Origin of the sequence: Shewanella morhuae (assembly GCF_900156405.1) — a bacterium.
GTDB lineage: Bacteria > Pseudomonadota > Gammaproteobacteria > Enterobacterales > Shewanellaceae > Shewanella > Shewanella morhuae.
On record NZ_FTNN01000011.1, the window covers coordinates 64,778 to 89,870 of the forward strand.

The 25,093-nt window shown below is 44.6% G+C and carries 18 protein-coding genes, 1 pseudogene and 1 riboswitch; of the genes and pseudogenes, 15 read left to right on the plus strand and 4 right to left on the minus strand.

Annotation, left to right across the window (positions count from 1 at the left end; translation table 11 throughout):
• Window positions 1-461: 461 nt before the first annotated feature.
• The 9 genes and pseudogenes from BW947_RS13405 to BW947_RS13445 all read left to right on the plus strand — a co-directional run bounded on the left by BW947_RS13405 (window position 462) and on the right by BW947_RS13445 (window position 11,383).
• Window positions 462-1,804: pseudogene (locus BW947_RS13405) on the plus strand (hypothetical protein).
• Between the two features lie 167 nt (window positions 1,805-1,971).
• Window positions 1,972-2,070: riboswitch (TPP riboswitch) on the plus strand.
• A gap of 199 nt (window positions 2,071-2,269) precedes the next feature.
• On the plus strand, window positions 2,270-4,408 hold the full coding sequence (thiC, locus tag BW947_RS13410; protein ID WP_076500381.1) for a phosphomethylpyrimidine synthase ThiC: 2,139 nt from the start codon (window positions 2,270-2,272) through the stop codon (window positions 4,406-4,408).
• Between the two features lie 2 nt (window positions 4,409-4,410).
• Window positions 4,411-6,237: a thiamine phosphate synthase gene (gene thiE / locus BW947_RS13415; protein WP_076500382.1), complete on the plus strand. Its 1,827-nt coding sequence runs from the start codon at window positions 4,411-4,413 to the stop codon at window positions 6,235-6,237.
• Complete coding sequence (locus tag BW947_RS13420; RefSeq protein ID WP_076500383.1) at window positions 6,237-7,088, plus strand: HesA/MoeB/ThiF family protein; 852 nt, start codon at window positions 6,237-6,239, stop codon at window positions 7,086-7,088. Before thiE ends, BW947_RS13420 begins: the two co-directional genes overlap by 1 nt.
• A gap of 18 nt (window positions 7,089-7,106) precedes the next feature.
• On the plus strand, window positions 7,107-7,310 hold the full coding sequence (gene thiS / locus BW947_RS13425; protein ID WP_076500453.1) for a sulfur carrier protein ThiS: 204 nt from the start codon (window positions 7,107-7,109) through the stop codon (window positions 7,308-7,310).
• A gap of 1 nt (window position 7,311) precedes the next feature.
• Entirely contained in the window at window positions 7,312-8,076 is a 765-nt protein-coding gene (locus BW947_RS13430; RefSeq protein WP_076500384.1) for a thiazole synthase, read from the plus strand.
• The gene (gene thiH, locus BW947_RS13435) at window positions 8,073-9,188 is read left to right on the plus strand and encodes a 2-iminoacetate synthase ThiH (RefSeq protein WP_076500385.1); all 1,116 of its coding nucleotides are present in this window, start codon (window positions 8,073-8,075) and stop codon (window positions 9,186-9,188) included. The genes BW947_RS13430 and thiH overlap by 4 nt, the downstream gene beginning before the upstream one ends.
• Before the next feature lie 102 nt (window positions 9,189-9,290).
• Entirely contained in the window at window positions 9,291-9,545 is a 255-nt protein-coding gene (locus tag BW947_RS13440) for a chemotaxis protein (protein WP_076500386.1), read from the plus strand.
• A gap of 5 nt (window positions 9,546-9,550) precedes the next feature.
• Window positions 9,551-11,383 carry a putative metalloprotease CJM1_0395 family protein gene (locus BW947_RS13445; protein ID WP_076500387.1) on the plus strand — a complete coding sequence of 611 codons (1,833 nt, stop codon included), beginning with the start codon at window positions 9,551-9,553 and terminating at the stop codon, window positions 11,381-11,383.
• A gap of 72 nt (window positions 11,384-11,455) precedes the next feature.
• On the opposite strand, the gene BW947_RS13450 is transcribed toward BW947_RS13445, so the two are convergent.
• The 4 genes from BW947_RS13450 to cmoA all read right to left on the minus strand — a co-directional run bounded on the left by BW947_RS13450 (window position 11,456) and on the right by cmoA (window position 16,138).
• A complete protein-coding gene (locus BW947_RS13450; RefSeq protein WP_076500388.1) occupies window positions 11,456-12,367 on the minus strand; it encodes a LysR family transcriptional regulator in 912 nt (303 codons plus the stop codon).
• Window positions 12,368-12,526: 159 nt separating this feature from the next.
• Entirely contained in the window at window positions 12,527-14,323 is a 1,797-nt protein-coding gene (locus tag BW947_RS13455) for a M3 family metallopeptidase (protein ID WP_076500454.1), read from the minus strand.
• Window positions 14,324-14,414: 91 nt separating this feature from the next.
• Window positions 14,415-15,410 carry a tRNA 5-methoxyuridine(34)/uridine 5-oxyacetic acid(34) synthase CmoB gene (gene cmoB / locus BW947_RS13460; RefSeq protein ID WP_076500390.1) on the minus strand — a complete coding sequence of 332 codons (996 nt, stop codon included), beginning with the start codon at window positions 15,408-15,410 and terminating at the stop codon, window positions 14,415-14,417.
• On the minus strand, window positions 15,407-16,138 hold the full coding sequence (gene cmoA / locus BW947_RS13465) for a carboxy-S-adenosyl-L-methionine synthase CmoA (RefSeq protein ID WP_076500392.1): 732 nt from the start codon (window positions 16,136-16,138) through the stop codon (window positions 15,407-15,409). Before cmoA ends, cmoB begins: the two co-directional genes overlap by 4 nt.
• 149 nt (window positions 16,139-16,287) lie before the next feature.
• Between cmoA and BW947_RS13470 the strand changes: the two genes are divergently transcribed.
• The 6 genes from BW947_RS13470 to ruvB all read left to right on the plus strand — a co-directional run bounded on the left by BW947_RS13470 (window position 16,288) and on the right by ruvB (window position 24,353).
• The gene (locus BW947_RS13470; protein ID WP_076500394.1) at window positions 16,288-19,098 is read left to right on the plus strand and encodes a transporter substrate-binding domain-containing protein; all 2,811 of its coding nucleotides are present in this window, start codon (window positions 16,288-16,290) and stop codon (window positions 19,096-19,098) included.
• 184 nt (window positions 19,099-19,282) lie between these two features.
• A complete protein-coding gene (gene aspS, locus BW947_RS13475; protein ID WP_076500396.1) occupies window positions 19,283-21,061 on the plus strand; it encodes an aspartate--tRNA ligase in 1,779 nt (592 codons plus the stop codon).
• A 255-nt stretch (window positions 21,062-21,316) separates the two neighbouring features.
• Window positions 21,317-22,063 (plus strand): YebC/PmpR family DNA-binding transcriptional regulator, encoded by a 747-nt coding sequence (locus tag BW947_RS13480; RefSeq protein ID WP_076500398.1) that lies wholly within the window; start codon window positions 21,317-21,319, stop codon window positions 22,061-22,063.
• Between the two features lie 102 nt (window positions 22,064-22,165).
• Entirely contained in the window at window positions 22,166-22,687 is a 522-nt protein-coding gene (gene ruvC, locus BW947_RS13485; RefSeq protein WP_076500400.1) for a crossover junction endodeoxyribonuclease RuvC, read from the plus strand.
• Window positions 22,684-23,301: a Holliday junction branch migration protein RuvA gene (gene ruvA, locus BW947_RS13490; protein ID WP_076500402.1), complete on the plus strand. Its 618-nt coding sequence runs from the start codon at window positions 22,684-22,686 to the stop codon at window positions 23,299-23,301. Before ruvC ends, ruvA begins: the two co-directional genes overlap by 4 nt.
• 47 nt (window positions 23,302-23,348) lie before the next feature.
• Complete coding sequence (ruvB, locus tag BW947_RS13495) at window positions 23,349-24,353, plus strand: Holliday junction branch migration DNA helicase RuvB (RefSeq protein WP_076500404.1); 1,005 nt, start codon at window positions 23,349-23,351, stop codon at window positions 24,351-24,353.
• The last annotated feature ends 740 nt before the right edge of the window (window positions 24,354-25,093 follow it).

Genomic DNA, 25,093 nt, shown 5'->3' on the forward strand with positions numbered 1-25,093 from the left:
CTGAGTCTATCAGTTAGGAAAATAAATCACCATATTTAAGCGTACACATGTAAGCTTAAATTTTTGGCTGGCTTATATTGTTTTCACCTTTTAGATTTTTAACGCCATCTTGCATTCCCGTCAGCGCATCTATGATGTTATCTGCTTCAAGATATAAGAGTTAACAAACCATTGCCCATCAATTTAGCGCGATTGTGATCTCAATTCCCAGCCTTATTTGTCTCGACTGACAAGTGTCTTACTAAGTATTAGCGTAAGCACTGCGCTTGTAACGTGTTGCATTCGCGTTGAACTTTACCCTGTTTGCCTTCTCTAATCTGCGTTGAGCACTCGCAAGTAAATGCAATCATTGGATAATTCTCTTTCAATATTCAGCAACTCGATATTGGATTTGAGTGCAATTGTTCCACGTTAAGCATCATCGAAATCAATTGAGACTACACAAAACCTAAGGATGGATTTTGCCTTTTCAACGTCAACCCAAAGCCGCGCCTTTATTTCCAGCATCACGTACAGCGATTGGAGATGATGCGGATAGTGCTTTGCTTTTTTCGGTCACATCGCCAGAAGGAGAGACTTTTATTGCATTTGATCATCACTTCGGTGATCTGGATACTGCTCAAATGCCTATTTTTACCACTGATGCCGAGCCGTCAGCGTTCAATCGCGGTGCAGGCCATTCAGCCTCTAAGGATGACATCAAAGGCATAGCTCAAATTAAAACCCGAGATTTGGTACTGCAAGAAATCCATACTGAACATCAAGATCAAGATCAAGATAAATTGGTTGCTGAGTCTGAATCAAAACTTGAACTGTCTGGGACAATACAAACCCCTGCTCATGTATTGGGGACAGGATCAGTTTTGCGTGCTCGTCAGCCATATTTCAAAGGATTAAGCCTGTTATTTTTTGTGATCTTAGTGCATGTGTGTTTATTTTTACTTATCTGCATTTTGTGGCGCCCGCAGTTAAATCCCTTTGGATTAACAGAAACAGAAAGCCGAGGCCCTAAAGTGACGGCGCTCAAAGCTTATTTTATTTATGCTCCCGCGGTAGAGAAGGCTGAAAGCGCTACGTTAGAAACAGAGATCAAGGCCGAGGATAAGACTGAAGCGGAAAGTTCTGTTACGCCTACAACTGTTCCCACGCCTACAACTCAAGTTAAGCCTATGCCAATATTTGAAAAGGTCGTGCATGAAAAAGTAGATCAGGGAAAAGTGAAGCCAGATACGGTTAAACCGGACATCACTCAATCGAGCCAATCTCAATTTAATAAAACTCAATCAAGTGCCCAAAGTGAAGTACAGCCCGCGGAAGTGACGGCAAAAAAAAACCAACTAATGCGCTTGATATCACAGAAATAAAGCCGCAGCTTGGCGCTAAGAGTTCGCCCGCAGCAGAAGGTGAGAGCACAATAGCGACAAGCTCAAGCATGAGTTTATTCACCCAGCAATATTTTGAACGTCAGCGTGAGCAAGCGCTCGATGATCTCGTCATTGAACAGGCCGATAAATTCACCCAGAAATCGAATATGAGTGAAATGAGCCCTGAGATGGAAGTGTTATTTGTCCCTAACGCCGATGATTTCGGTGGCACAACGAGTCTAGATTTACCCTTAGATCCAAATCGTATTGTGCGTAAAGGGGATACTTGTTATCGCGTGGTACAAGTCGGCACTCAAGTTAATCCTTACGCCGAAAATTTAGGCTTCCCATTTGACTGCAGTGGCAAAAAAATCAATCAAGCTATTGATGATGCCATTCAATCTCGATTAAATATAATGATGCTAAAACTCCATAAATAGTGACTTTCTTTTATGATCTATTTTCACACTAATTATAACCTTGTTAGCTTTATTTAATTTACTTATTTAAAAACAATAAATTATGAGTCTTTATTTTGGATTTGTAGTTAAGGTTTTTAATTGCTTTTTTCCTTGTTTGTTGCTGCCGCTTCTGTCTATACTGCGCACTCATCTTGTCGGAGTGCCTCTTGGCTGAGACCGTTTATTCGGGATCCGTTGAACCTGATCAGGTTAAAACCTGCGAAGGAAACAAGCGTAATAACACAGATTAAATCCAAAATAGACGGCTTTAACACCTGTTTACTCAGCAGGGTTTTAAGACTTAATGTTGAGATTTAATTGTTATTGAGCAGGGTAACTCAATTTTTGAAGCCAGTGTTGGCCACAAAAATTGATTGCCATGTCCAGCTATCAACAACTCAATTCTCCAGACAAGCAACTCCATTTTTTAACGTGAGATTGCTTATGTCCAGTTCAAACCAAAACCCAGCTGTAGCTGCCAATGCGATAGAAATCACAGCGCCAGAATCGACAATACCTAATAAATCGACAGTGGCTAATACATCGGCTGAGTCTAGTCAATCAACAGTGCCTAAGGCGCCGAGTCGCCGCGAAACCCGCGCGCAGGCTCAAGCCTTTATCGATACGTTAGCGCCACTGCAACATCCTAATTCACAAAAGATTTACCTTGAAGGTTCAAGTACCGATATTCGCGTTGGCATGCGGCAAATTCTGCAGACTGACACGCTGGTGGGCGGTACTGATGATGCGCCTATCATGGAAACAAATCCGCCAATCCGAGTGTACGATTGCGCCGGCCCTTATTCTGATCCAGATGCCGACATCAATGTGCGTCTAGGCCTTGATAAATTAAGACAAAACTGGATTATAGCCCGTAACGATACAGAGCAATTACCCTGTGCTACCTCAGATTTTACCCAGCAAAGACTCGCCGATGACGGATTAGACCATCTACGTTTTGAGGCGGGTTCGAGTGCAATTGTCCGCCCACGCAGAGCGCTACAGGGCAAACGAGTCAGTCAATTGCACTATGCCCGTCAAGGGATAATTACTCCCGAAATGGAATATGTGGCGATCCGCGAGAATATGGCACTCGCAGAAGTACAGGATGAGATCCTCAATCGTAAAGCCAAGGGCGAAGCTTTTGGTGCCTTAGTCGGCGAACCAATTACCGCTGAATTTGTCCGCGCCGAAGTCGCCCGTGGCCGCGCAATTATTCCGCTGAATATTAACCACCCCGAAGCCGAACCTATGATCATAGGGCGTAACTTTTTGGTGAAAGTGAACGCCAATATTGGTAACTCAGCAGTGACGTCTTCTATCGAAGAAGAAGTCGAAAAGCTCGTTTGGTCAACCCGTTGGGGCGCAGATACGGTAATGGATTTATCCACGGGGCGTTATATCCACGAAACCCGCGAATGGATCATCCGTAACTCGCCAGTGCCCATTGGCACTGTGCCGATTTATCAAGCGCTGGAAAAAGTAAACGGCGTGGCAGAGGATTTAACCTGGGAAGTGTTCCGCGATACCTTGATTGAGCAAGCTGAACAAGGTGTTGATTACTTTACTATTCATGCAGGAGTGTTATTGCGCTATGTGCCGATGACTGCTAAGCGCGTCACAGGAATTGTCTCCCGCGGCGGTTCAATCATGGCCAAATGGTGCCTGAGTCACCATAAGGAAAACTTTCTCTATGACCATTTTCGTGACATTTGCGAGCTTTGTGTCGCTTACGATGTATCCCTGTCTTTAGGTGATGGCATGCGTCCAGGATCGATTGCCGACGCTAATGATGCGGCCCAGTTTGCAGAGCTTGAAACCTTAGGTAAGCTAGTCAAAATCGCGTGGGAATACGACGTACAAACCATTATTGAAGGGCCGGGACATATCCCGATGCAGCTCATTAAAGAGAACATGGACAAGCAGTTAGTTCACTGCGATGAAGCGCCGTTTTACACGCTTGGCCCACAAATCACCGATATCGCCCCTGGGTATGATCATTTCACTTCCGGCATAGGCGCGGCCATGATTGCTTGGTACGGCTGCGCCATGTTGTGTTATGTCACGCCAAAGGAACACTTGGGACTACCGAATAAACAAGATGTTAAGCAAGGTTTGATAGCTTACAAAATTGCCGCCCACGCTGCCGATGTGGCGAAAGGTCATCCGAGTGCACAAATTCGTGATAATGCGCTGGCAAAAGCGCGTTTTGAATTTCGCTGGGAGGATCAATATAACCTAGGGCTCGATCCTGAAACCGCGCGTGCTTATCACGATGAATCTTTGCCACAAGAATCCGCTAAAGTAGCGCATTTCTGCTCTATGTGCGGCCCTAAATTTTGTTCGATGAAAATCACCCAAGATGTACGCGCCTATGCTGCGGGTTTAGAGGCGGCAGAAGCCAAAGCATCGCAACTTGAAGCAGCTACTCAAACTACTGCGCAAGTAGCAATGCAAGTCACAATTAAAACACCGCAAGAATTGGAAGCGGCTATGGCGCTTAAATCTGCACAGTTTGCCGCCTCGGGCGCCGAGATTTATCACGCCAAAAATAAGCTTGTTACTGAAGTCGGGGAAGCCTAATTATGCAGGGTATTCATGGGGGGAAATTGCCCATGAATACCGCGCGTCCCGCGCTTGTTTGGACTATAGCTGGTTCAGACAGTGGTGGTGGCGCCGGTATTCAGGCGGACTTAGCGACAATTCAAGATTTAGGCTGTCACGGCTGTAGTGTTATTACCACAGTGACGGCGCAAAGTTCAGTGGCGGTCACTTTAGTTGAGCCGGTATCTGCGGCGATGTTAATGGCTCAACTGACCACTTTACTGTCAGACTTGCCGCCTCAAGCGATAAAAATCGGCTTACTGGCAAATCAGAATCAACTGGCATTGCTGGCAGATTGGATAGCAGGTTTTAAAATCCACTATCCATCGGTGGCTGTGATTGTCGATCCTGTGATGGTCGCCAGTTGCGGCGATACATTAGCAGCAGATAAAAACACCGCTCAAACAACCTTAGATTTTAAGCCTTTTAAAGGTTTAATCGAACTTATCACGCCCAATGTGCTTGAACTTGGGCGGTTAACTCACAGTGATGTTTCAACGAAAGCGCAATTCGCTGCCGCGGCACTGGCTTTATCCCAGAGTCTTGATTGCAGTGTGCTCGCCAAAGGGGGCGATGTGAGCTTTGGTTGCACTGATATTCTTGATGATACTCATGCTAAAACTCACGATAACACTTATGCTCAAACTCAGGCTATCGCTCACAAGAACAATGGCTGGGATCTTGAGCTTGCCGAGGATTATCTAGTTTGTCGTCAAGTGCGCGCAAGTTCTGAGCTACATCAAAATGGGTGTTTTTGGTTAGCAAGCCAACGGGTTAATACTCACCATAATCATGGTAGTGGCTGCACTTTATCATCAGCAATTGCCGCTGTGTTAGCACAAGGTTTTATCTTGCAAGATGCAGTTGTTGTTGCGAAAGCCTATGTGAGTCAAGGCTTAAGCGCGGCGATTGGTTTAGGGCAAGGTCCAGGACCGTTGGCCCGTACGGGTTGGCCTAATGATGTGTTCCGCTATGCCAAGATAAATCTATGTGATGGCAATTTTACTAGTCATCAACTCAACCAACACCTTGATGTTGTTAATGATTTAGTTGCAACAGTTTTATCCGCAACAGATCAGGCAACCGCTCAGGTAAGAATAGCCTCGACGCCACCTCAAAATATTTTATCCCACGGTTTTAAAGTGCTCGATGCCGATCTGGGTGTTTATCCCGTAGTGAATGACCTAGCCATGCTGGAAAGTTTATTAGCGGCAGGCGTTAAAACTGTGCAGTTACGGATAAAAACCGACATCAGCGAATTAACTAGTGCAGCACCAGCCGAATCTGATTTAGGTAAATCTGTGCTTGGCTCTGAATTAGAAGCACAAATTCAAACCGCTATAGCCTTAGGTAAGCATTTTAATGCTCAGGTTTTTATCAACGATCACTGGCAGTTAGCGATAAAATACCATGCCTTTGGCGTACATTTAGGTCAAGAAGATCTCGCCGTTACCGACTTAGCGGCCATTCAAGCGGCGGGGCTCGCACTCGGCATATCGAGCCACAGTTATTTTGAGTTGCTATTAGCCCACCAATATTCGCCATCCTACATAGCGCTTGGGCATATATTTCCAACCACGACTAAAAAAATGCCTTCAGCCCCTCAAGGATTAGCAAAGCTCAAACATTATGTAATGTTACTCAAAAATCACTATCCCTTAGTCGCCATTGGCGGCATTGATATCGATAATGTGGCAATGGTAAAAGCCACGGGGGTTAGTAATATTGCTGTGGTGCGCGCAATCACACAAGCATCGGATCCCCTTGCAGCGTTTATTCAATTAAGCCAAGTATGGGAGCAAAGCTGATGCAAGTTATGAATAAGCCTGACGCTATTACCGAGTGCAACACGCTTAATGATAAAGATTTTATGCGTTATTCACGGCAAGTCCTACTGCCAGAAGTGGGCGAGGCCGGCCAATTACGATTGGCCGATGCCCATGTGGTCGTTGTTGGCATCGGCGGTTTGGGACAATTAGCAGCGCAGTATTTGGCTTGTGCGGGAGTGGGTGAATTAACGCTAATTGATATGGATAAAGTGGAAGTATCAAACCTACCAAGGCAATTGTTATTTAGCGATGCCGATATCGGGCTCAATAAAGCGTTAGTTGCTAAAGAAAGACTCAACTTTTTAGCGCCAAATTGCACTATTACTGCATATGAAACGAGCTTTAACATTAAACAATTGTATGGTGTTCTACAGAAAAAAAGGCAGGGAAAATGCACGTTGGTACTTGATTGCACCGATAATTTTGAGACTCGCCAATTGATTAATCGCAGTTGTGTTGAAGCCTATTTGCCCTTAGTGAGCGCGTCCATAGCAGCATTTAGTGGCCAATTATTTGCGGTCGATCAAATATCTTTCCCTTCAAGTGGTTGCTATCACTGTATTTTCCCTGCACATACTCGAGTGTCCCACAGTTGCAGTACTCAAGGCGTACTTGGGCCGAGTGTGGGCGTGATGGCGTCGATGCAATCATTGGTGGCTATGCAACTCTTGTTGGGTATGGATAGTCGTTGTGATGGAGCACTACATCCTTTACTCGGGCATTTTTGGCGCTTTGATGCTAAATCTCTGTCATGGATATCGGCTAAATTAACGCGTGATCCTTATTGCGATGTATGCGGTGTTAGAAAGGCAATTCCATATTTAACATAAACAATGCTGAGGTTTGATATGATTTTAATTCACATAAATAATGTTGCGCAATCACTGACTCAACCGACCTCGCTTGCAGAGTTGATTCTGGCACAAAACATTGCTCTTGATTCCATCGCTTTAGTGCTCAATACCCAAGTGGTTCCACGTAATCGTTGGCAAACAATTCTCTGTCAACATGAAGATAAATTAGAACTTTTTTCAGCAGTGGCAGGAGGCTAATATGTTAAAGATTGCCGATATGGAGTTTGAGTCGCGTTTATTTACCGGAACGGGAAAGTTCAGCAGTAGCCAAGTGATGCTTGAGGCGATAACGGCTTCGAAATCGCAGTTAGTGACTGTTGCGATGAAAAGAATTGATCTAAAAACAGGGCTAGATGATTTACTCACCCCGTTACGTCAAGCGGGCGTGCGTTTATTGCCTAACACTTCGGGGGCGAGAAACGCCAAGGAAGCGGTGTTTGCGGCAGAGCTTGCCCGTGAAATGCTAGGCACTTCGTGGATTAAACTCGAAATCCACCCCGATCCTAAATATCTAATGCCCGATGCCATTGAAACTCTAGAAGCGGCCAAAACTCTGTGTGACAAAGGTTTTATCGTGATGCCCTACGTGCATGCCGATCCTGTGCTTTGTCGGCGCTTAGAGGAAGTAGGCTGTGCCGCGGTTATGCCACTGGCGAGTCCGATTGGCAGTAATCAAGGTTTGGTCACTGAAAGCTTTTTAAAAATCATCATAGAGCAGGCGCGGGTGCCAGTGGTGATCGATGCCGGCATTGGCGCACCTTCACAGGCTGCGCGGGCAATGGAGCTGGGCGCCGATGCGGTGCTCGTTAACACCGCCATCGCCAGCAGCGCGTCGCCGATAGTGATGGCCGAGTGCTTTAAAGAGGCGGTGCAATGCGGTAGACGAGCCTTTGAAGCCGGGCTTGGCCGAGTACAAACGGGCGCGGTACATACCAGTCCTCTGACCGGATTTTTAAACACATGAGTTTTGTAGCGGAATTTGCCAACATCCCACGGGATAAATTGTTACTCGATTTGTATTCTTGCACAGCTCAAGATGTCGAACGGGCGTTAGTGAGTCCAGCTGGGAATTTACGTAGCTTACTGGCCTTGTTATCACCTGCGGCTGAGCCTTATATCGAAACCATGGCGCAGCAATCCGCGGCGCTTACGCGGCAGCGATTTGGCGCGAATTTGGGTTTATATTTGCCTTTATATCTCTCAAATTTGTGTGCTAACGAATGTGATTACTGTGGTTTTAGCATGAGCAATAAACTCAAACGTAAAACCTTGAATGAGCGGGAATTGATGGCCGAGATGGTCATTATCAAAGACAGAGGCTTTGATTCTATTTTATTGGTATCGGGTGAGCATGAAGCTAAGGTTGGTATTGATTACTTTAAGCAAATGTTGCCATTGGTAAAAAAGCAATTTAGCCATGTGGCGATGGAGGTTCAACCCATGAGTGAGGACCATTATCGTCAGTTAGTCGCGCTAGGTTTAGATGCGGTGATGATGTATCAAGAAACCTATCAGCCAGACACTTACGCGAATCACCATACTCGGGGTAAAAAGCAGGATTTTGTCTATCGTTTAGCAACGCCTGATAGAATTGCAGCGGCGGGCGTTGATAAAATGGGCCTTGGGGTTTTACTGGGGCTGGATGATTGGCGTTTAGATGCGTTAATGATGGGATATCATCTGGACTATTTAGAGCGGCGATACTGGCGTACCCGTTTTAGTATTTCATTGCCAAGGTTGAGGCCTTGTACTGGTGGGATCACGCCTAAGGTCATGCTATCCGATTTAGGTTTAGTACAAATGATTTGTGCATTTAGACTTTTTAATCAACAGCTTGATATCAGTATTTCAACAAGGGAAAGTCCAGAGTTGAGAGATAATCTCTTGCCTCTTGGGATCACCCAAATCAGTGCCGGCAGTTCAACGCAGCCGGGTGGCTATCAATCACCCGACAGTCAGCTCGATCAATTTGAGATAAGTGATGATCGCAGTGTTGAAGAGGTGATAAAGCAGATGCAACTGCAGGGTTTTAACCCAGTATTTAAGGATTGGGAAGCGAATTGGATTGCAGGATAAATCAGACCATAAATAAATAGCAAGAAGATGGATAAAACCTGTACATCCGTGGGTGGTTGGTCAATAATTAACCCATTAATAACAGCGTGCAGGAATATCATTATGCAAATCCAATCATCTGGTATGCAAGGCTTGCAAAGTGCTCAATCAGGGTTAACCCAAGCCACCATCGATGTGGCTAAACCCACACCAGCGCAAAGCGCTACTCCGACAGAAGCAATAACAAATGTTGCACAGCCCGATAAAACTTCAGCCTTACTGTCCGCAAATGAGTCATTAAGACAAGGTGAAGCATCGGCGAAAGTGATTGAAGCTGGTTCAGAAACAATAGGTTCGATCATTGATATAAAGGTATAAACATCATGTCAGCTATGGCGCTATCCCCTAAGGTTAGCGCACCATCTCCTTCATTTTCGGCACAGGATAAGACGCTAAGCTCGAATCTCAGCCAGAATCATGCTAGTAGCACTTATCAAGGAGCCAGCAGTCAAACAGCGGGCTTTGTTAAAATTGAAGCGAGTGGTGCCTATGAAGCACATTTTACTGGAACTTCAACCGCTCCGGTTCAAACTGCGCCACTGGCTTCTTTAGCTTCTCATTTCGCGACCAAAGTTTCACCTTCTCTGCACTCATCTCCAAATGTGCCTTTTGTGGAAGCAACAGCACAAGTCAGTTCATTTAAGCCAAGTACATTAAACAATCGGGCAATTTTACATGTTGATGCTAGCTTTAGCTTATTAACTGGGCCCCAATCCATCTCTGGTGTGCGTGAAGGACAAATTGCTCAACCGGCGTTTACGCCAGCATTTTTATCTGTTTCGGCGCCATTATCAAATACGGCGAGTACGAGTAATAGTGGCTTATCGATAAATTCTGTGTCGAAATCAAGTCTCAATACAACAAACCTTATTAACCGCGATACTTTTACTCCTCCAAGCCCATTAACGGATGCGGGGGGAATAATCGGTTCGAGTAGAATTGATGTTCCTGATATCAGTCCATCAAGTGCGATCAGCATTTCCGCTATTACACCTGATTTAACCGCAGTATTTGAACCGGCACCTTTAACGGGAGGCACTTTAGCTAAACCTTCAGCGGCGAGTTCAACGGATAATAATTCAACAACTGGTGCAGCTGTTCAAACTTCTCCATCATCGAGTAATACAGTTGCAAAACCTTCGGTATTGGAACAATTTACTCAGGTTTTTGGTGAAGCCACAGCAGTTACAGACCCTTTGGCAGAACCTAACTCAGATGATCCTCTACAGGCCTTCGCTGCTGTTTTTGGTAAAAATGATTATCAGATTGAAAAGCAAGCACAGGAAGAGGCTTTGCAGAAACAGCAAGTCGCGGCAGCAGAACAAGCAAAGCAGGAGCAATCGCAGGCACAACAGGCTCAAGATCAAGTCACACAAGCTCAAGAAAAACAACAGGCTCAACAGCTACAGCAGGTTAGTGCTCTTAAAACTCGAGATTCAGAGGTAAAAGCCCACGAACACGCCCATGCTACAGTAGGAGGGCAATATGCTCAGAGCCCAAGCTTTAAGTATGAAAAGGGCGCCGATGGCCAACGTTATGCTACCGATGGCGAGGTACAAATAGATGTATCTTCTGTTGGAGATAATCCACTTGCAACAATAAATAAGATGAAACAGGTTTATGCTGCTGCAATGGCGCCAGTAGACCCTTCAGCCGCAGATATTAGAGTTGCTGCTCAAGCTTTACAAAAAATGAATGAAGCCAAGGTTAAGCTCGCAGAAGAACGCCAACAACAGATTATGGACTTACAAACGACTCAAGCCTTAGTGGGGGCCGATGCACAGATTAAAGGGCTACCACCTTTACAAGAACGTATACCCGTAGTGACGGGAAAAGTGGATGATAGTGGTAATATTGTTAAGGAAGATGAATCGGTTTCGACATTGGTATCAGATACGCTCGATAGGATAAAACAAGCCGTTGAAGCGCAAACGGCTAAAATTGTTACCGATATCCACTCTAAAACTCCGCCTGATACTGTGAATGGCAACAACGCAGCCAATACAAAAACGACAGAGGAATCGATTGAGCCACCGACCGCCACTTTAGCGTCGGCAGTGACCTTGGCTCCTGTAGATTTAGCCACGAGTTTTATCTCAGGATCTAATAGCACGGCGAGTCGTTATTATGCTGCTATTGCACAAGCCAATCCGTAATTTTTTGCTCTCAAACGATACAAGTTCTAGAAATGTAGACTATTAATGGTGGAGCGCGCACATAGTCCTTTTTTAATAATGACTCTCAGTCGTTTCAATTCCGTGTTTTTTTAAAATCAATGAAGTGAGCAGTTTTGAGGCAGGACCTTGCTTATCTCTATCTGGGATCACGAGGCTGAGCATGATGCGACGTTTTTGGTTCCCCGATAAATGTAAACGCACTAGATTACCTGAGCTTAGTTCCGTTTGGATTAAGAAAGAGGGGATCCAACAGAAACCAATACCTTGATTCAAAATTACTTTTGCCTCATGAAAATTAGACACTGTCCAACGCTGCTCCGCCTTCAACCAGCCAATATCGACATTAGATTGTACGCCAGTATCCTTTATGACTAACTGTAAATACTGTGCTAATAACTTATCGTCTTCGATTGTCCCTAAATCAGCCAGAGGATGGCTTGGATGACAAACAAGAAACAGTTCTTGTTCACATAACGGTTCAGATAAATATCCCTTTGGTGGGCTTCCTGCACATATAGCAATATCGACCTTATTTTGCAAAATATGCTCTTGGGTGCCAGTAATGACTGAGTCCAGCATGATAATACGGGTACCGCGGCTATCGGGAAGAAAAGCATTGAGGGCACAAACCAAGGATTCCATAGGATAAATAATTTCACGGGCGATAGTCAGAGTAGGCTCCCAACCTTGCTCGAGGTTACTGGCCAGTTGCTCTAATTCGTTAACCGCTTGAGTGACATGCCGTGATCGGCGCAGTAATACTTCGCCCTGTTGTGTGAGATAGGCTTTTCGGCCTTTGACTTCGAGTAAGTCAATCCCAAGTTGATGTTGTAATTTTGCCACCGCATGGTTCAGGGATGATTGACTTTTATTGAGTTTTTCCGCGGCTTGAGCATAACCGCCAAAATCGACGACCGCTTGTAAAATACGCCATTGCTCTAAGGTGGATTTAGCTCGAGTCATTATTATTATCTCAAAAAAACGATAGATTAAGGTTTATAATGGCTATTTTTGACTATTTTTTCAATCAAATCTGTAGCAGGGCAAAGGTACGTTATCAGCACAACCGCGCTAAGCGACAGATGATATCAGTTAAGGTATTTAATGGTAATCGCTGCGGATTTACTCAGTCTCTGATAGTTCAGTTAGTTGAGCTATTCGTTGAATTAACGAGGCACTATCAACGGGTGCGCCAATGGTGTCTGTCAATTGTTCGCTTAAGCTAAGTGATGCTTCATTTATAACTAAGATATTGAATAAGCCAAGTTTATCTGAGTTTTTTAATGTTGTTTGATAAATCAACTGCGCTAACGATGCTTGCCAAAGAGACTGATAGTAAAGTGGTCCTTCGTTGGCTATGGCATTAAAACTATATTGATAATCCTCTCTGTCCGGCCACTCTTGCCCAAAACTGGCATTGAACTCCGCATCAAGATTAGGATAAATTTGTGCATCTTGTCGCTGATAAAAATTAACCGCTACCTTAGCGCGAAATACCTTGAGCTGTTTTGCATAAGCTTTAGCGAGTATTTCACGTTCGTGTAAATAGGTTGGTTCAAATTGCGAGAAGACTTGTTGGCGCAATATTTTAGCTAGCCAAAGGCTAGCCACAAAATGGCTATCTTGGCTTTGCCCCATCGCATTGTTGAGATAGAAATGGCTAGATTTGGCTAACGATGTCACCGCTTCTGCGATGGACTCACTCAATTGTTCAATGTCTTTGTCGTTACTGAGCTCTGGGTTAAGATCTAACGCTTGCTGGCCAAATTGCTGCCCTAGCACGCTTTGACGCAGTGTTTGATGATGACTCTGCTGCGACTGAGCATGATAAGCCACGTAAATTTCACCTAACAATCTTTGCTGGTGGTAAACCCTCACAATATATGGTTGATTAAGGCTGGCTCCGGTAAGTGCAGTTGCTATGGTTTCAAACTGCAAGCCAAATTTTTGTAGGTAGATAAAGCTTTGATGTAACAATTCAGCCGTTTGCAGTGTTGGACGTTTGATCAAAGCTAGTTGTGATAGGTTTCGTCCAATATCCCAAGGCGCAATGTTTAAATTTTGCGTTTGGCTATCGAGAAACGCTTTAACCGATTCAACGGATGATAGCTGCTGGGTACTGAGCACTAAATCAGCGTAATCGGCAAATCCTCTTGTGACTGCCGCATGTTGGCGTTGCTGTGCAATTCGCTGTAATGCCAACTGATTGGTTTTTTTTGCTCTAGCTTGATAAGCCTGCCACACATTCTGTCGACATGTTGCGTTTTCTTGTGTGAGCAAATAACTAGCGATCGTGTTTGAAAATTTTGTATTTTTAACCTCGCCATTTTGATTATCTTCTTCACTTAGCACGCTATTTTTTGCTTGAGTCGCTTCTGGCTCACATTGATTGTTATTGAAGGCAAGATTAAATTGTTGACTGCTTAAGCCTTGACCAACACTGGCCTGAGCGGTATAGAGCTTGGCTTTATCTTCTGCAGGCCAATGTTGTTGCAGCAAAAGGGTTAACTGCTGACTCAATAAGATTTGTTCCGCATTGCCTTGCGCTAGTGCATGGGTGAGTTGACTAAATTCAGTTTGATTGAGTAATTGTGACACAGTGTCAGCAAGATGTAATTGGCATTGCAGCAAACCTTGGCGTTCAGCGCTTGGCAAATTAAAACGCCGGTAATAGTTGAGCCTATCGTTGATGTTGTTGAGCCCAATTGTCTGTTGTTCAAATGCCAGTGCTTGCTGAGCTAAGGTGGTTTCAGGTGTATTTGAGTGTGTATTAGCGAACGCCGCTCCAAGCTCAATACTGGGCAAACGTAAACATTGCTCGACTAAGAGCGGTACAGGGCTTGGCGCCGCATAGGCGGCGTTTAAGCTATAAAGACTTAAGTTAATAAATAAGCTAATCAGTAACGTGGGCTTTAATATAGGCGACATGTTTTGCAACTATTATAGAATGAGCTGACATGGCATCAACATGCTTGGTTTAAGCATAACGCCCCCTGGCGATAACTTGAATTTAGCCCAGTAAATCTTGATTAGGCTGATTTTTCACTGCGATAATTGTGGCGCGTTTTGGCGCAGAGTAACCCTCAACGGTTTTAGTCATATCGGTTGGGTCAAGGTATTCGACCAATGACTCGTTGGGCATCCAGTTGGTACGACGTTGCTCGTCAAGGGTAGTGATATCAGTATCAACACAGCGTATATCGGTGAAATCACATTTCTTTAACCACAGCATTAACGCAGCAACGGATGGAATAAACCATACATTATTCATTTTGCCATATCTATCTTCAGGCACGAGTACTGCATTTTCATCGCCATCGATGACTAATGTTTCTAACACTAATTCACCACCCGTGCGTAACTGATCGCGCAGTTGTAACAAGTGATCGATAGGTGAACGTCTGTGATATAAAACGCCCATAGAGAAAACCGTGTCAAATGCATCAAGCGGTGGCAACTCTTCAATACCCAGTGGTAATAAGTGCACAGGATGATGTGTACCCGCTAAGCGTTTTACGGCTTCAAATTGACATAAAAATAACGGCGAAGGATCAATTCCCACCACGCGTTTAGCACCGTCACCCAACATGCGCCACATGTGGTAACCACTACCGCAGCCAACATCAAGCACAGTACGGTTTTTTAGTGGTGAAATATGCTGTTTAACGCGATCCCATTTCCAGTCACTGCGCCATTCTGTATCAATATGAATGCCGTGAATATGAAACGGCCCTTTGCGCCAGGGCATAAATAGGCGCAGTAGATTTTCTAGTTTTTCTTTTTCACCAGGGCTTAATTGCTCGCCGCTACCGACGGTCACGCTATTTATAAAATCCACTTGGTCTGGCACAGGATAGTGTAGTTTATTCAGCACTTTTTCCCACTTGGGTAAGTTGCCGTGCTTATGTTCTCGCTGCCACTTACCTAAAATACTCGGTAAGGTTTCAAGCCAGTGTTGTAGATTTGAATCGGCGATTTGTTGGTAAAATGAGCTAAAGCTGATCACTTGATGGCCACCATAGAAGCAAAATTAAAGCATTGGAACCAGAGGCTAAAGTGACTAAAACCTTGGTCGGTTAGACGCTGTTGATGGAGGGGTAACGTGTCTGGCTTCATTACATTTTCTAGCGCACTGCGCTTTTGGCTAATTTCAAGCTCGCTGTAGCCGTTGGCGCGTTTAAAGTCTAAATGTTGTTCTTCCAATAGTTTTTGGATCGGGGCATCTTCAAAGCGAATCTTTTCCGACAAGACTAATATTCCACCAGGATTCAGGCCTTGATAAATTTTAGCAATCAGCGTCTCTCTGTCTTCTGGTGGTAAAAATTGTAACGTAAAGTTTAGTACCACTAGTGATGCATTTTGAATATCGATATCGCGAATGTCACCACAAACTAAGTCAACCTCGGTATCACTGACATAGGCATTTAGGTTCTCTTGGCAGCGCGCCACCATAGATTCACTGTTATCTACTGCGATAATTCGACATTGGCGGCCTTGAATCTGACGACGAATGCTTAAGGTCGCAGCGCCTAATGAACAACCCAAATCGTAAATTTGCGTATTGGGTATGACGAAACGATCCGCCAAATCGCCGATGGTATTGATAATTTGTGTATAACCTGGCACTGAGCGACGGATCATGTCACTGAATACGCCAGCTACACGATTATCAAACTGAAAATCGCTAATTTGCTCGCTCGCTTGAGCGTAGATAGTATCTTGAGAAACGGTCATCTGAGATTTTTCATGGGAATTCGACTGGGCATTTTAACGAATCCTATAGATTAGCAGCAAGCCTCATCTAGTAATTTGCGATAAATTTTTGTCTAATACACTACTTATAACAAAATAGTTACATGTACCTCTTGTACTAAGGGTTCAACTTGACGTTTTTGATCCATTTTATTGTGATCTTATGTAGTGTGTTTTTTAGCACACTGGGGCAGGCTAGTTCGCTGCCCACAGAGCCATTAGTGATTGTTATGGGTGAGGATAGCTTTCCCTATCAATATGTTGACAACGACGGTGAGCCAACTGGGCTGCTAGTCGACTTATGGAAAGAGTGGGCTAAACAAACCCATACCCCTGTGGTTTTTGTTGCGCGCCACTGGCATGAGTCCCTCGAACAGCTAAGGCAAAATAAGGCGCAAGTGCATATCGGTATGGGTAAAACCCAAGAGCGAGCACGAGAGTTTGACTTTGCTGTACCCATAGCTGACGTGGGCACCTTTTTGTATTTGCATAAATCTTTGCAAGGCAAAAAGTCCATTACAGAACTGATCCCCTTTCAAGTCGGTGTGGTAGCCGCTTCCTCCCATGAAGTGGAATTGCATCGTATCGAACCTCAATTGGTATTTAAACGCTATGAGAGTCGTGAGGCATTACTGGCTGGGGTTGCTGCTGGCGAAATTATGGTGTTTGCCGGTTTAGAAGGTTATTTGAAAGATCCAGCTTCATCGCAAGCAATCACTGCAAATTATCCTAATGCTGTACGTATTCAAATCAAAGCAATGCAATTTACCCCTGCAGTTATAAAGGGAAATACTGCATTAGTTAATAAAATTAATGCGGGGTTTGCGTTACTCAAAGCCGATTTTATCCAGCAAACTGAGCGCCGATGGCTTGGGTTTAAACGTGAGCAATCAGAATTAATTATTTCGATGCAGCAAGATGTTGAACCCTTTGTTAATATTGGTGCTGATGGTTTGCCCCACGGCTTATATGTAGATATGTGGCAACTGTGGTCTGAAAAAACCGGTATAGCTATTGATTTTTTGCCCGGTGATATGAACTCTAGCGTAGACGATGTACGTCGTGGTCTAGCTGATGCACATATTGGTTACCCTGAAAGTGACGACTTAAAAACAGGCCTCAATCGTGCTTGGCAGTTATATAGCAAAAAAAGTCGTTTATTCCTCTATAAACAACAGCTAACCGATTTAAAAAGTTTACAAGGAAAGCGTATTGGCGTGGTACCTACAGCACCTTATCTGGTGGAGTTACGCAAAGCCTTGCCCGATGTCTTATTGCGTTATTACGACAGTATGGATGCCATGGTTGCTGGCGCGCGGGCGGGGGATATAGTCGGTTTTGTTGCCGGAGGTGCGTGGACTTCTCACTATTTATTACTTAATAATTACTGGACTGATTTCTATCAATATCAAGGGCTTGAGTTTGCAACTGATGTTTACGTACTAACCCGAAGTGACAATCCAGGGCTTGCTGAGCGGATCGCCAATGGTTTTAATAGTATCAGTCCCCAAGAGTTTGCCAATATTGAACAAAAATGGATGCTTAATCCAAAGGATCATATTTTTACTCAGGCAGAACCTCATGTTAGTTTGAATGTTTCTGAGAAAGCCTATGTCGATGCTTTAGGAGAACTAAAGGTGGGATATCTTAAGCAATGGCCACCGATGGAATTTATGGATCAACAAGGGCAATTTTCGGGGATCAATAGCGATATTGCCAAGTTACTCAAAGAACAACTCAGACTTAAACTTACCCCCGTTGCTTTTGATAATTGGCATTCATTAATCGAGGCGTTGCAAAAGGGAGAGGTGAGCCTAGCAGGTAGTGTTGCAAAAACGGCTGATAGGCAACAACGCTTAATGTTCAGCGAGGCTTATTGGCCATCACCGTGGGCTTTGGTATCGCAATTGGAACAAGTTTCGCTATTCAATATTGCCCAACTGGCGGGGCAAAGAGTGGCTGTAGTTGAAGGCTATCATTTAGTCGCGCAATTGATGAGTCTTGAGCCTTCGCTAAAATTAGTGCTTGTTGCTGATACCCATGCAGGATTAGCTGCAGTGACTCACGGTACGGCCGATGTGTTTATCGATAAAGTGGTGACATTGGCCTCTGATCTTAAAACCGGGCAATATCCAACGTTGAAAATGTCACTACTAAGTGATTTAACCGATCAGAAAAGTTATATTGGTGTTCATCCTCAGTTTGCGCCTTTAGTGCCACTGATTAATAAAACCTTGGCTCTGATTGATAGTCAAAAGCAGCAACGCATCTATGCACGTTGGGTATCATTTTCTGTTGCAACAGATAACAGCCAATATAAACAGTGGATAAATTATATTGTGTTTGGGGGGCTCGTCTTATGCTTAGTAATGGTGGCGGTACTGTTCGTCAATCGGCGCTTAAATCGCGAAATAACCCAACGGTTAATCGCTGAAAAACGTTTACAGCATGTGGCTAACCATGACGCTTTAACTCAATTACCCAATCGTGCCTTACTTGATGATAGATTAGCTCAAGCATTATTATCTCACCAAAGGGATCACACACATTTTGCCCTACTCTTCATTGACCTCGATAATTTTAAACCAATCAATGATCAATATGGTCACCCAGTAGGGGATGAGTTACTCGTATGGGTAGCCAAAAAACTCACTAAGGTTATCCGAGGCTCAGATACAGTGGCGCGATTTGGCGGCGATGAGTTTGTTATCCTGCTAAATCGTGTGCAAGATCTCGATGCCGTGACCCAAGTTGCTGATAATATTCTACAGGCATTGTCGAACCCTTTGATAATTCAGGGTGTCAGTGTCAGCATATCGGTTAGTATTGGGGTGGTGGTTTATCCTCGAGATGGTGACACCGCAATAAGTTTGTTGAAAAAGGCTGATCAGCGGATGTACCAAGCAAAAAACGATGGTGGGCGTTGTTATCGCATGGCTTGATGTTTTTTTGAACGCTCATGCGCCGATAGTGCACTCGCCTCTAGTCAAGGGCGTAAAACTGTTTGATACTTCACCGCCTAAGTGTGAAGTACTTTGGTAATCGGCATTATTTTACTATAATGCCGCTTTTATCTCGTTTTGATTATTTCCAAAGCACCGGTTTCCGGATAAAGGATAGAGTTAGATGCGCAGTCATTATTGTGGAGACGTCAATAAGTCTCACGTTGGACAAGAAGTTACCTTGGTAGGTTGGGTTAATCGTAGCCGTGATTTGGGTGGCGTTGTCTTTTTAGATTTAAGAGACAGAGAAGGTCTGGTCCAAGTGGTTTACGACCCAGATTTACCTGAGGTGTTCAATGTCGCCAGCACGCTGCGCGCCGAATTTTGCGTTCAGGTTAAAGGCCTTGTTCGCGCTCGCCCCGATAGCCAAGTTAATGGTCAAATGAAAACGGGTGAGATTGAAGTCTTAGGCCAAGCCTTGACGATCATCAACGCTGCCGATCCACTGCCATTGAGCATGGATAACTACCAGAACAACAGCGAAGAGCAACGTCTTAAGTACCGTTACTTAGATTTACGTCGCCCAGAAATGGCGCAGCGCCTTATTTTCCGCGCTAAAGTGACCAGTTCTGTGCGTCGTTTCCTCGACTCAAACGGTTTCTTGGACATAGAAACGCCAATTCTGACTAAGGCAACCCCAGAAGGTGCCCGCGATTATTTAGTACCAAGCCGTACTTATAAAGGTCAGTTCTTTGCATTGCCACAATCACCACAGCTGTTTAAACAATTGCTGATGATGTCTGGCTTTGACCGTTACTATCAAATCGTAAAATGCTTCCGTGATGAAGATTTACGTGCTGACCGTCAGCCAGAGTTCACCCAAATCGATATCGAAACGTCTTTCATGAGCTCTGAGCAAGTGATGGCGAAAACCGAAGAGATGATGCGCGGTTTGTTTGTTGAAATGCTGAATGTCGATTTAGGCGAGTTCCCTCGCATGACCTACAACGAAGCGATGCGTCGTTTCGGTTCAGATAAGCCAGATTTACGTAATCCATTAGAGCTGGTGGACATTGCCGATTTACTCAAAGAAGTCGAATTTGCAGTATTCTCAGGCCCTGCTAACGACGAAGAAGGCCGTGTGGCTGCACTGCGTATTCCGGGCGGCGCTGCACTGTCTCGTAAGCAAATTGATGATTACACTAAGTTTGTTGGCATTTATGGCGCTAAAGGCTTAGCGTGGATGAAGATCAATGACTTAAGCCTTGGCTTAGAAGGCATTCAATCACCTGTACTGAAATTCTTGAACGAAAGCATAGTTAATGAAATCGTGAGCCGAACCGGCGCGCAAACCGGTGACATTATCCTATTTGGTGCTGACCAAGCGACTGTGGTTGCCGAATCTATGGGCGCACTGCGTCTTAAAGCTGGCGAAGACTTTAGCTTATTACAAGGTGAATGGCGCCCACTGTGGGTGGTTGACTTCCCCATGTTTGAGAAAATCAACGGCAGTTTCCATGCGGTTCATCATCCGTTCACCGCACCACGCGGCGTAACGACAGCAGAACTTGAAGCCAACCCCGCTAATCGCGTTTCTGATGCCTACGATATGGTATTGAACGGCTGCGAATTAGGCGGTGGTTCGGTGCGTATTCATAACCAAGAAATGCAGTCTGCAGTATTCCGTATTCTGGGCATTACTGACGAGGAAGCCAAAGAGAAGTTTGGCTTCCTGTTAGAAGCGCTGCGTTACGGAACTCCGCCACATGCTGGTTTAGCATTTGGTTTAGACCGCATCATTATGTTGATGACGGGCGCAAGCTCAATTCGTGATGTGATGGCGTTCCCTAAAACGACTACCGCGGCATGCCCGCTGACCAATGCGCCAGGATTTGCTAATCCGCAGCAGTTAGCTGAACTTGGCATTGCCGTGGTTGAGAAAGCCGTTAAAACGGAAGACTGATTTTTTGGAAGAGGGCTCTAAGTAAGTCGACTCTGGTAAGTTGTCTTTGATTAGTCCTCTTTTATCAGTCGTATCGTAAACCGAGGCACAAGCCTCGGTTTATTTTAGTAACATGTCATTTCATCGCTTATCAATATTAATTAGTTCAATCTCTTAGGTAAATAGCCGTTATTCCATCCCATTACACCTTCGGCTATAGATAATCGACTATCGATAAGCTGTGCGATGATATAGCCAAACTAGAGGAGACTTCCCATGGCAGGTCACAGTAAATGGGCCAATATTAAGCACCGTAAGGCAGCTCAAGATGCTAAGCGCGGTAAACTCTTTACTAAATTTATTCGTGAATTAACCGTAGCAGCCCGTGAAGGCGGCTCAGATCCTGATTCAAACCCACGATTACGAGTTGCGATTGATAAAGCCCTCGGTGGCAATATGACCCGTGATACGGTTGAGCGCGCGATTAAGCGCGGCGCCGGTGAATTAGAAGGTCAGCAACTCGAAACCATTCTCTATGAAGGCTATGGCCCTGGCGGCACGGCTGTAATGGTTGAAACGATGACGGATAATCGTAACCGTACCGTGAGCGGCGTGCGTAATGCGTTTACTAAATCGGGGGGCAATTTAGGCACCGATGGTTCGGTTTCTTATTTGTTCACTAAGCGTGGGGTTTTATCCTATGCACCGGGTACCGATGAAGATACCTTGATGGAAGCGGCGCTTGAAGCGGGCGCAGAAGATATTGTCAGCTATGATGATGGCGCAATCGATGTATTCACCGACTCCGTTGATTTTTATACAGTGAAAGAGGCACTTGATAAAGCGGGCTTTGTGGCCGATAACGCCGAAATCGCGATGATAGCAGCAACCAAAGCTGAACTTGATCTCGATACCGCTGAAAAGTTTATGCGCCTTATCGATACCCTTGAAGATCATGATGATGTGCAAGAGGTGTATCATAATGCGGAAATATCCGATGAGGTCATGGCAAACCTAGGCTAGATTGTTGGTGAGCTGGATAGCGTAGCAATTTGGGCCAACTCCGGCTCACAAATATTAACATAGGGTTCGAGATCAAAATTCAGATCGCATATAAGGCATGTAATGGCAATTATTTTAGGTGTCGACCCTGGCTCACGGATCACCGGCTATGGCGTGATCCAATGTGTGGGGCGACAGCAGATTTACCTCGGAAGTGGTTGTATTCGTACTTCGTCCGAAGAGCTTCCTGGCAGGCTCAAACAAATATTTGATGGCATCACTGAAATTATTCGTCAGTATCAGCCAGATGAATTTGCGATTGAACGAGTATTTATGGCAAAAAATGCCGATTCTGCGCTCAAGCTTGGTCAAGCGCGCGGCGCGGCCATTGTTGCCGCCACTGTGGCGAATTTACCGGTAGCAGAATACAGCGCGACTCAAATAAAAAGCGCAGTGGTTGGCACGGGCCGGGCACAAAAAGCCCAAGTACAACATATGATCCAACAACTACTTAAATTACCTGCAGCCCCGCAAGCTGACGCTGCAGATGCACTCGGGGTTGCTGTGTGTCATTATCACACTAGCCAGAGTTTAATAGCATTGAGCGGCCGGGCAACGGCAAGAACATACGGACGGTACAAATGATAGGTCGTTTACGGGGCGTGTTAGTTGAGAAACAAGCGCCAGAAGTGTTGATTGATGTTAATGGTGTCGGTTACGAGTTGCAAATGCCGCTCACCAGCTTTTACGAACTGCCTGAGATTAACCATGAAACCATGGTCTACACCCACTTTGTGGTGCGTGAAGATGCGCAGTTACTCTATGGTTTTATCACTAAGCAGGAAAGAGCATTATTTCGCTTACTGATCAAGACCAATGGTGTGGGTCCTAAACTCGCGCTAACCATCTTATCTGGCATGACCGCCGGAGAATTTGTCGGCTGCGTAGAGCGTGACGATATTGTTACCTTAGTAAAATTGCCCGGCGTAGGTAAAAAAACCGCCGAGCGTTTATTGGTAGAAATGCGCGATAAGCTCAAGAGCTTAATGGCAGCGTCTGCAGGTTCAGAGCGTGAATTTGTGTTGCAATCCAATTATTCGCCAGCACCAACGGTTAATAGTGCCGAAGAAGACGCTATTTCAGCTTTGATTTCATTAGGTTATAAACCACCGCAAGCGAGTAAGTCCGTTTCTGCAGCCTATAAAGCAGGCATGGATTCAGAAACGCTGATTAAAGCAGCCCTTAAGTCGATGCTTTAATTGAATAATGATGCTAATTAAGATGAAAGCTTCGATAAGGAATCATAATGATTGAGGCAGACAGACTTATCCAGCCGCAGATCCAAGTGCAAGATGAGTCTATTGACAGGGCAATGCGCCCTAAAATGCTCGATGAGTACACGGGGCAAGATGACACTCGGGCGCAGCTTAAGGTGTTTATTCAAGCGGCAAAGAATCGTAACGAAGCCTTAGATCACATGTTGATTTACGGCCCGCCAGGATTAGGTAAAACCACCTTGGCTATGATTGTCGCCAATGAGATGGGCGTAAATATCAAATCGACATCTGGACCAGTGCTTGAAAAAGCCGGTGATCTCGCCGCACTTCTGACCAATCTTGAATCCGGTGATGTGTTATTCATCGATGAAATTCACCGATTAAGCCCTGTGGTTGAAGAGATATTGTATCCGGCAATGGAAGATTATCAGCTGGATATCATGATAGGTGAAGGCCCAGCAGCGCGTTCTATTAAACTCGATTTACCGCCATTTACTTTAGTGGGCGCGACAACACGGGCAGGGGCGTTAACTTCACCATTAAGAGCGCGTTTTGGGATCCCGCTGCGACTTGAGTTCTATAACATTAAAGATTTAAGCACCATTGTTACCCGCTCAGCGCAGGTGATGGAATTAGAAATTGATGCTGAGGGCGCATTTGAAATCGCCCGTCGCTCGCGTGGTACACCGCGGATAGCCAACCGACTGCTGCGCCGCGTGCGGGATTATGCGCAAGTGAAGCATGATGGCGCAGTCACCAAGTTTGTGGCCGAGCACGCTTTAGACTTGCTAGATGTAGACTGCGAAGGTTTTGATTACATGGACCGCAAACTACTGTTGGCAATTATCGATAAGTTTATGGGCGGCCCTGTGGGGCTGGATAACTTAGCCGCTGCTATTGGTGAAGAGCGTGAAACCATTGAAGATGTGCTGGAACCTTTCTTGATCCAGCAGGGGTTTATCCAACGCACGCCTCGTGGTCGTATTGCAACCGCGCGCGCATATCAGCATTTTGAATTGATTAAACCCGAATAAGAGTTAGCTTAATGTATTGAAAAAAGGCGACACATTTTGTGTCGCCTTTTTTATTACTACTACCAGTCTATGGAATGTAAGCGGATTATTTGATTAGGGAGATTATTAATCACACGCAGTACAGTAAGGTTAATAATCTTATGCTTATTTTATTGTGTTTTATAGCATCCTAAATGTTACATCAGTGTTTGTTTTGACGGCGAATATCAAACTGGTATTAACCCTATAATATTAACTTTAAACCTGTTGTCGTGAATGTGGTTATCAAAAAAATGTATATTTTGAGGGTTTAATAAATAAATCAATCGTAGTCGTTTTATTTACTACAAATGATGAGTGAAATATTAACGATCAAAAGAAGCAAATTAGCTTATTTGATGCTGGAGTGTGCAATAGCTTGTTTTCATATTGTTGTATTTCTATTTAAGTCGCTATCTAGGTGCATAAGTAACAGCAACCACACTCGCTGCACTTTGACTGGAATGCTGATTTAACAAGCTTATTCTCATTGTTTTCATGTTTACCCACAAGGGTTGAGCTAAATATGTATGCAATTTTTGACACTGTAAATCGGTGAGATATTCTTTATCGATTTTCACCTCCTACAAAAAGTGTGATCTAAGTCACACTTTTCAATGTCAGTGATGTTGCGTGTTTGTTTGTTTTTAACAGAGTTAACTACTGCAAAGTAAAGTAAATATGGAACAGTAAGCTAATTTTGTATCTTTGATAGATTTTAA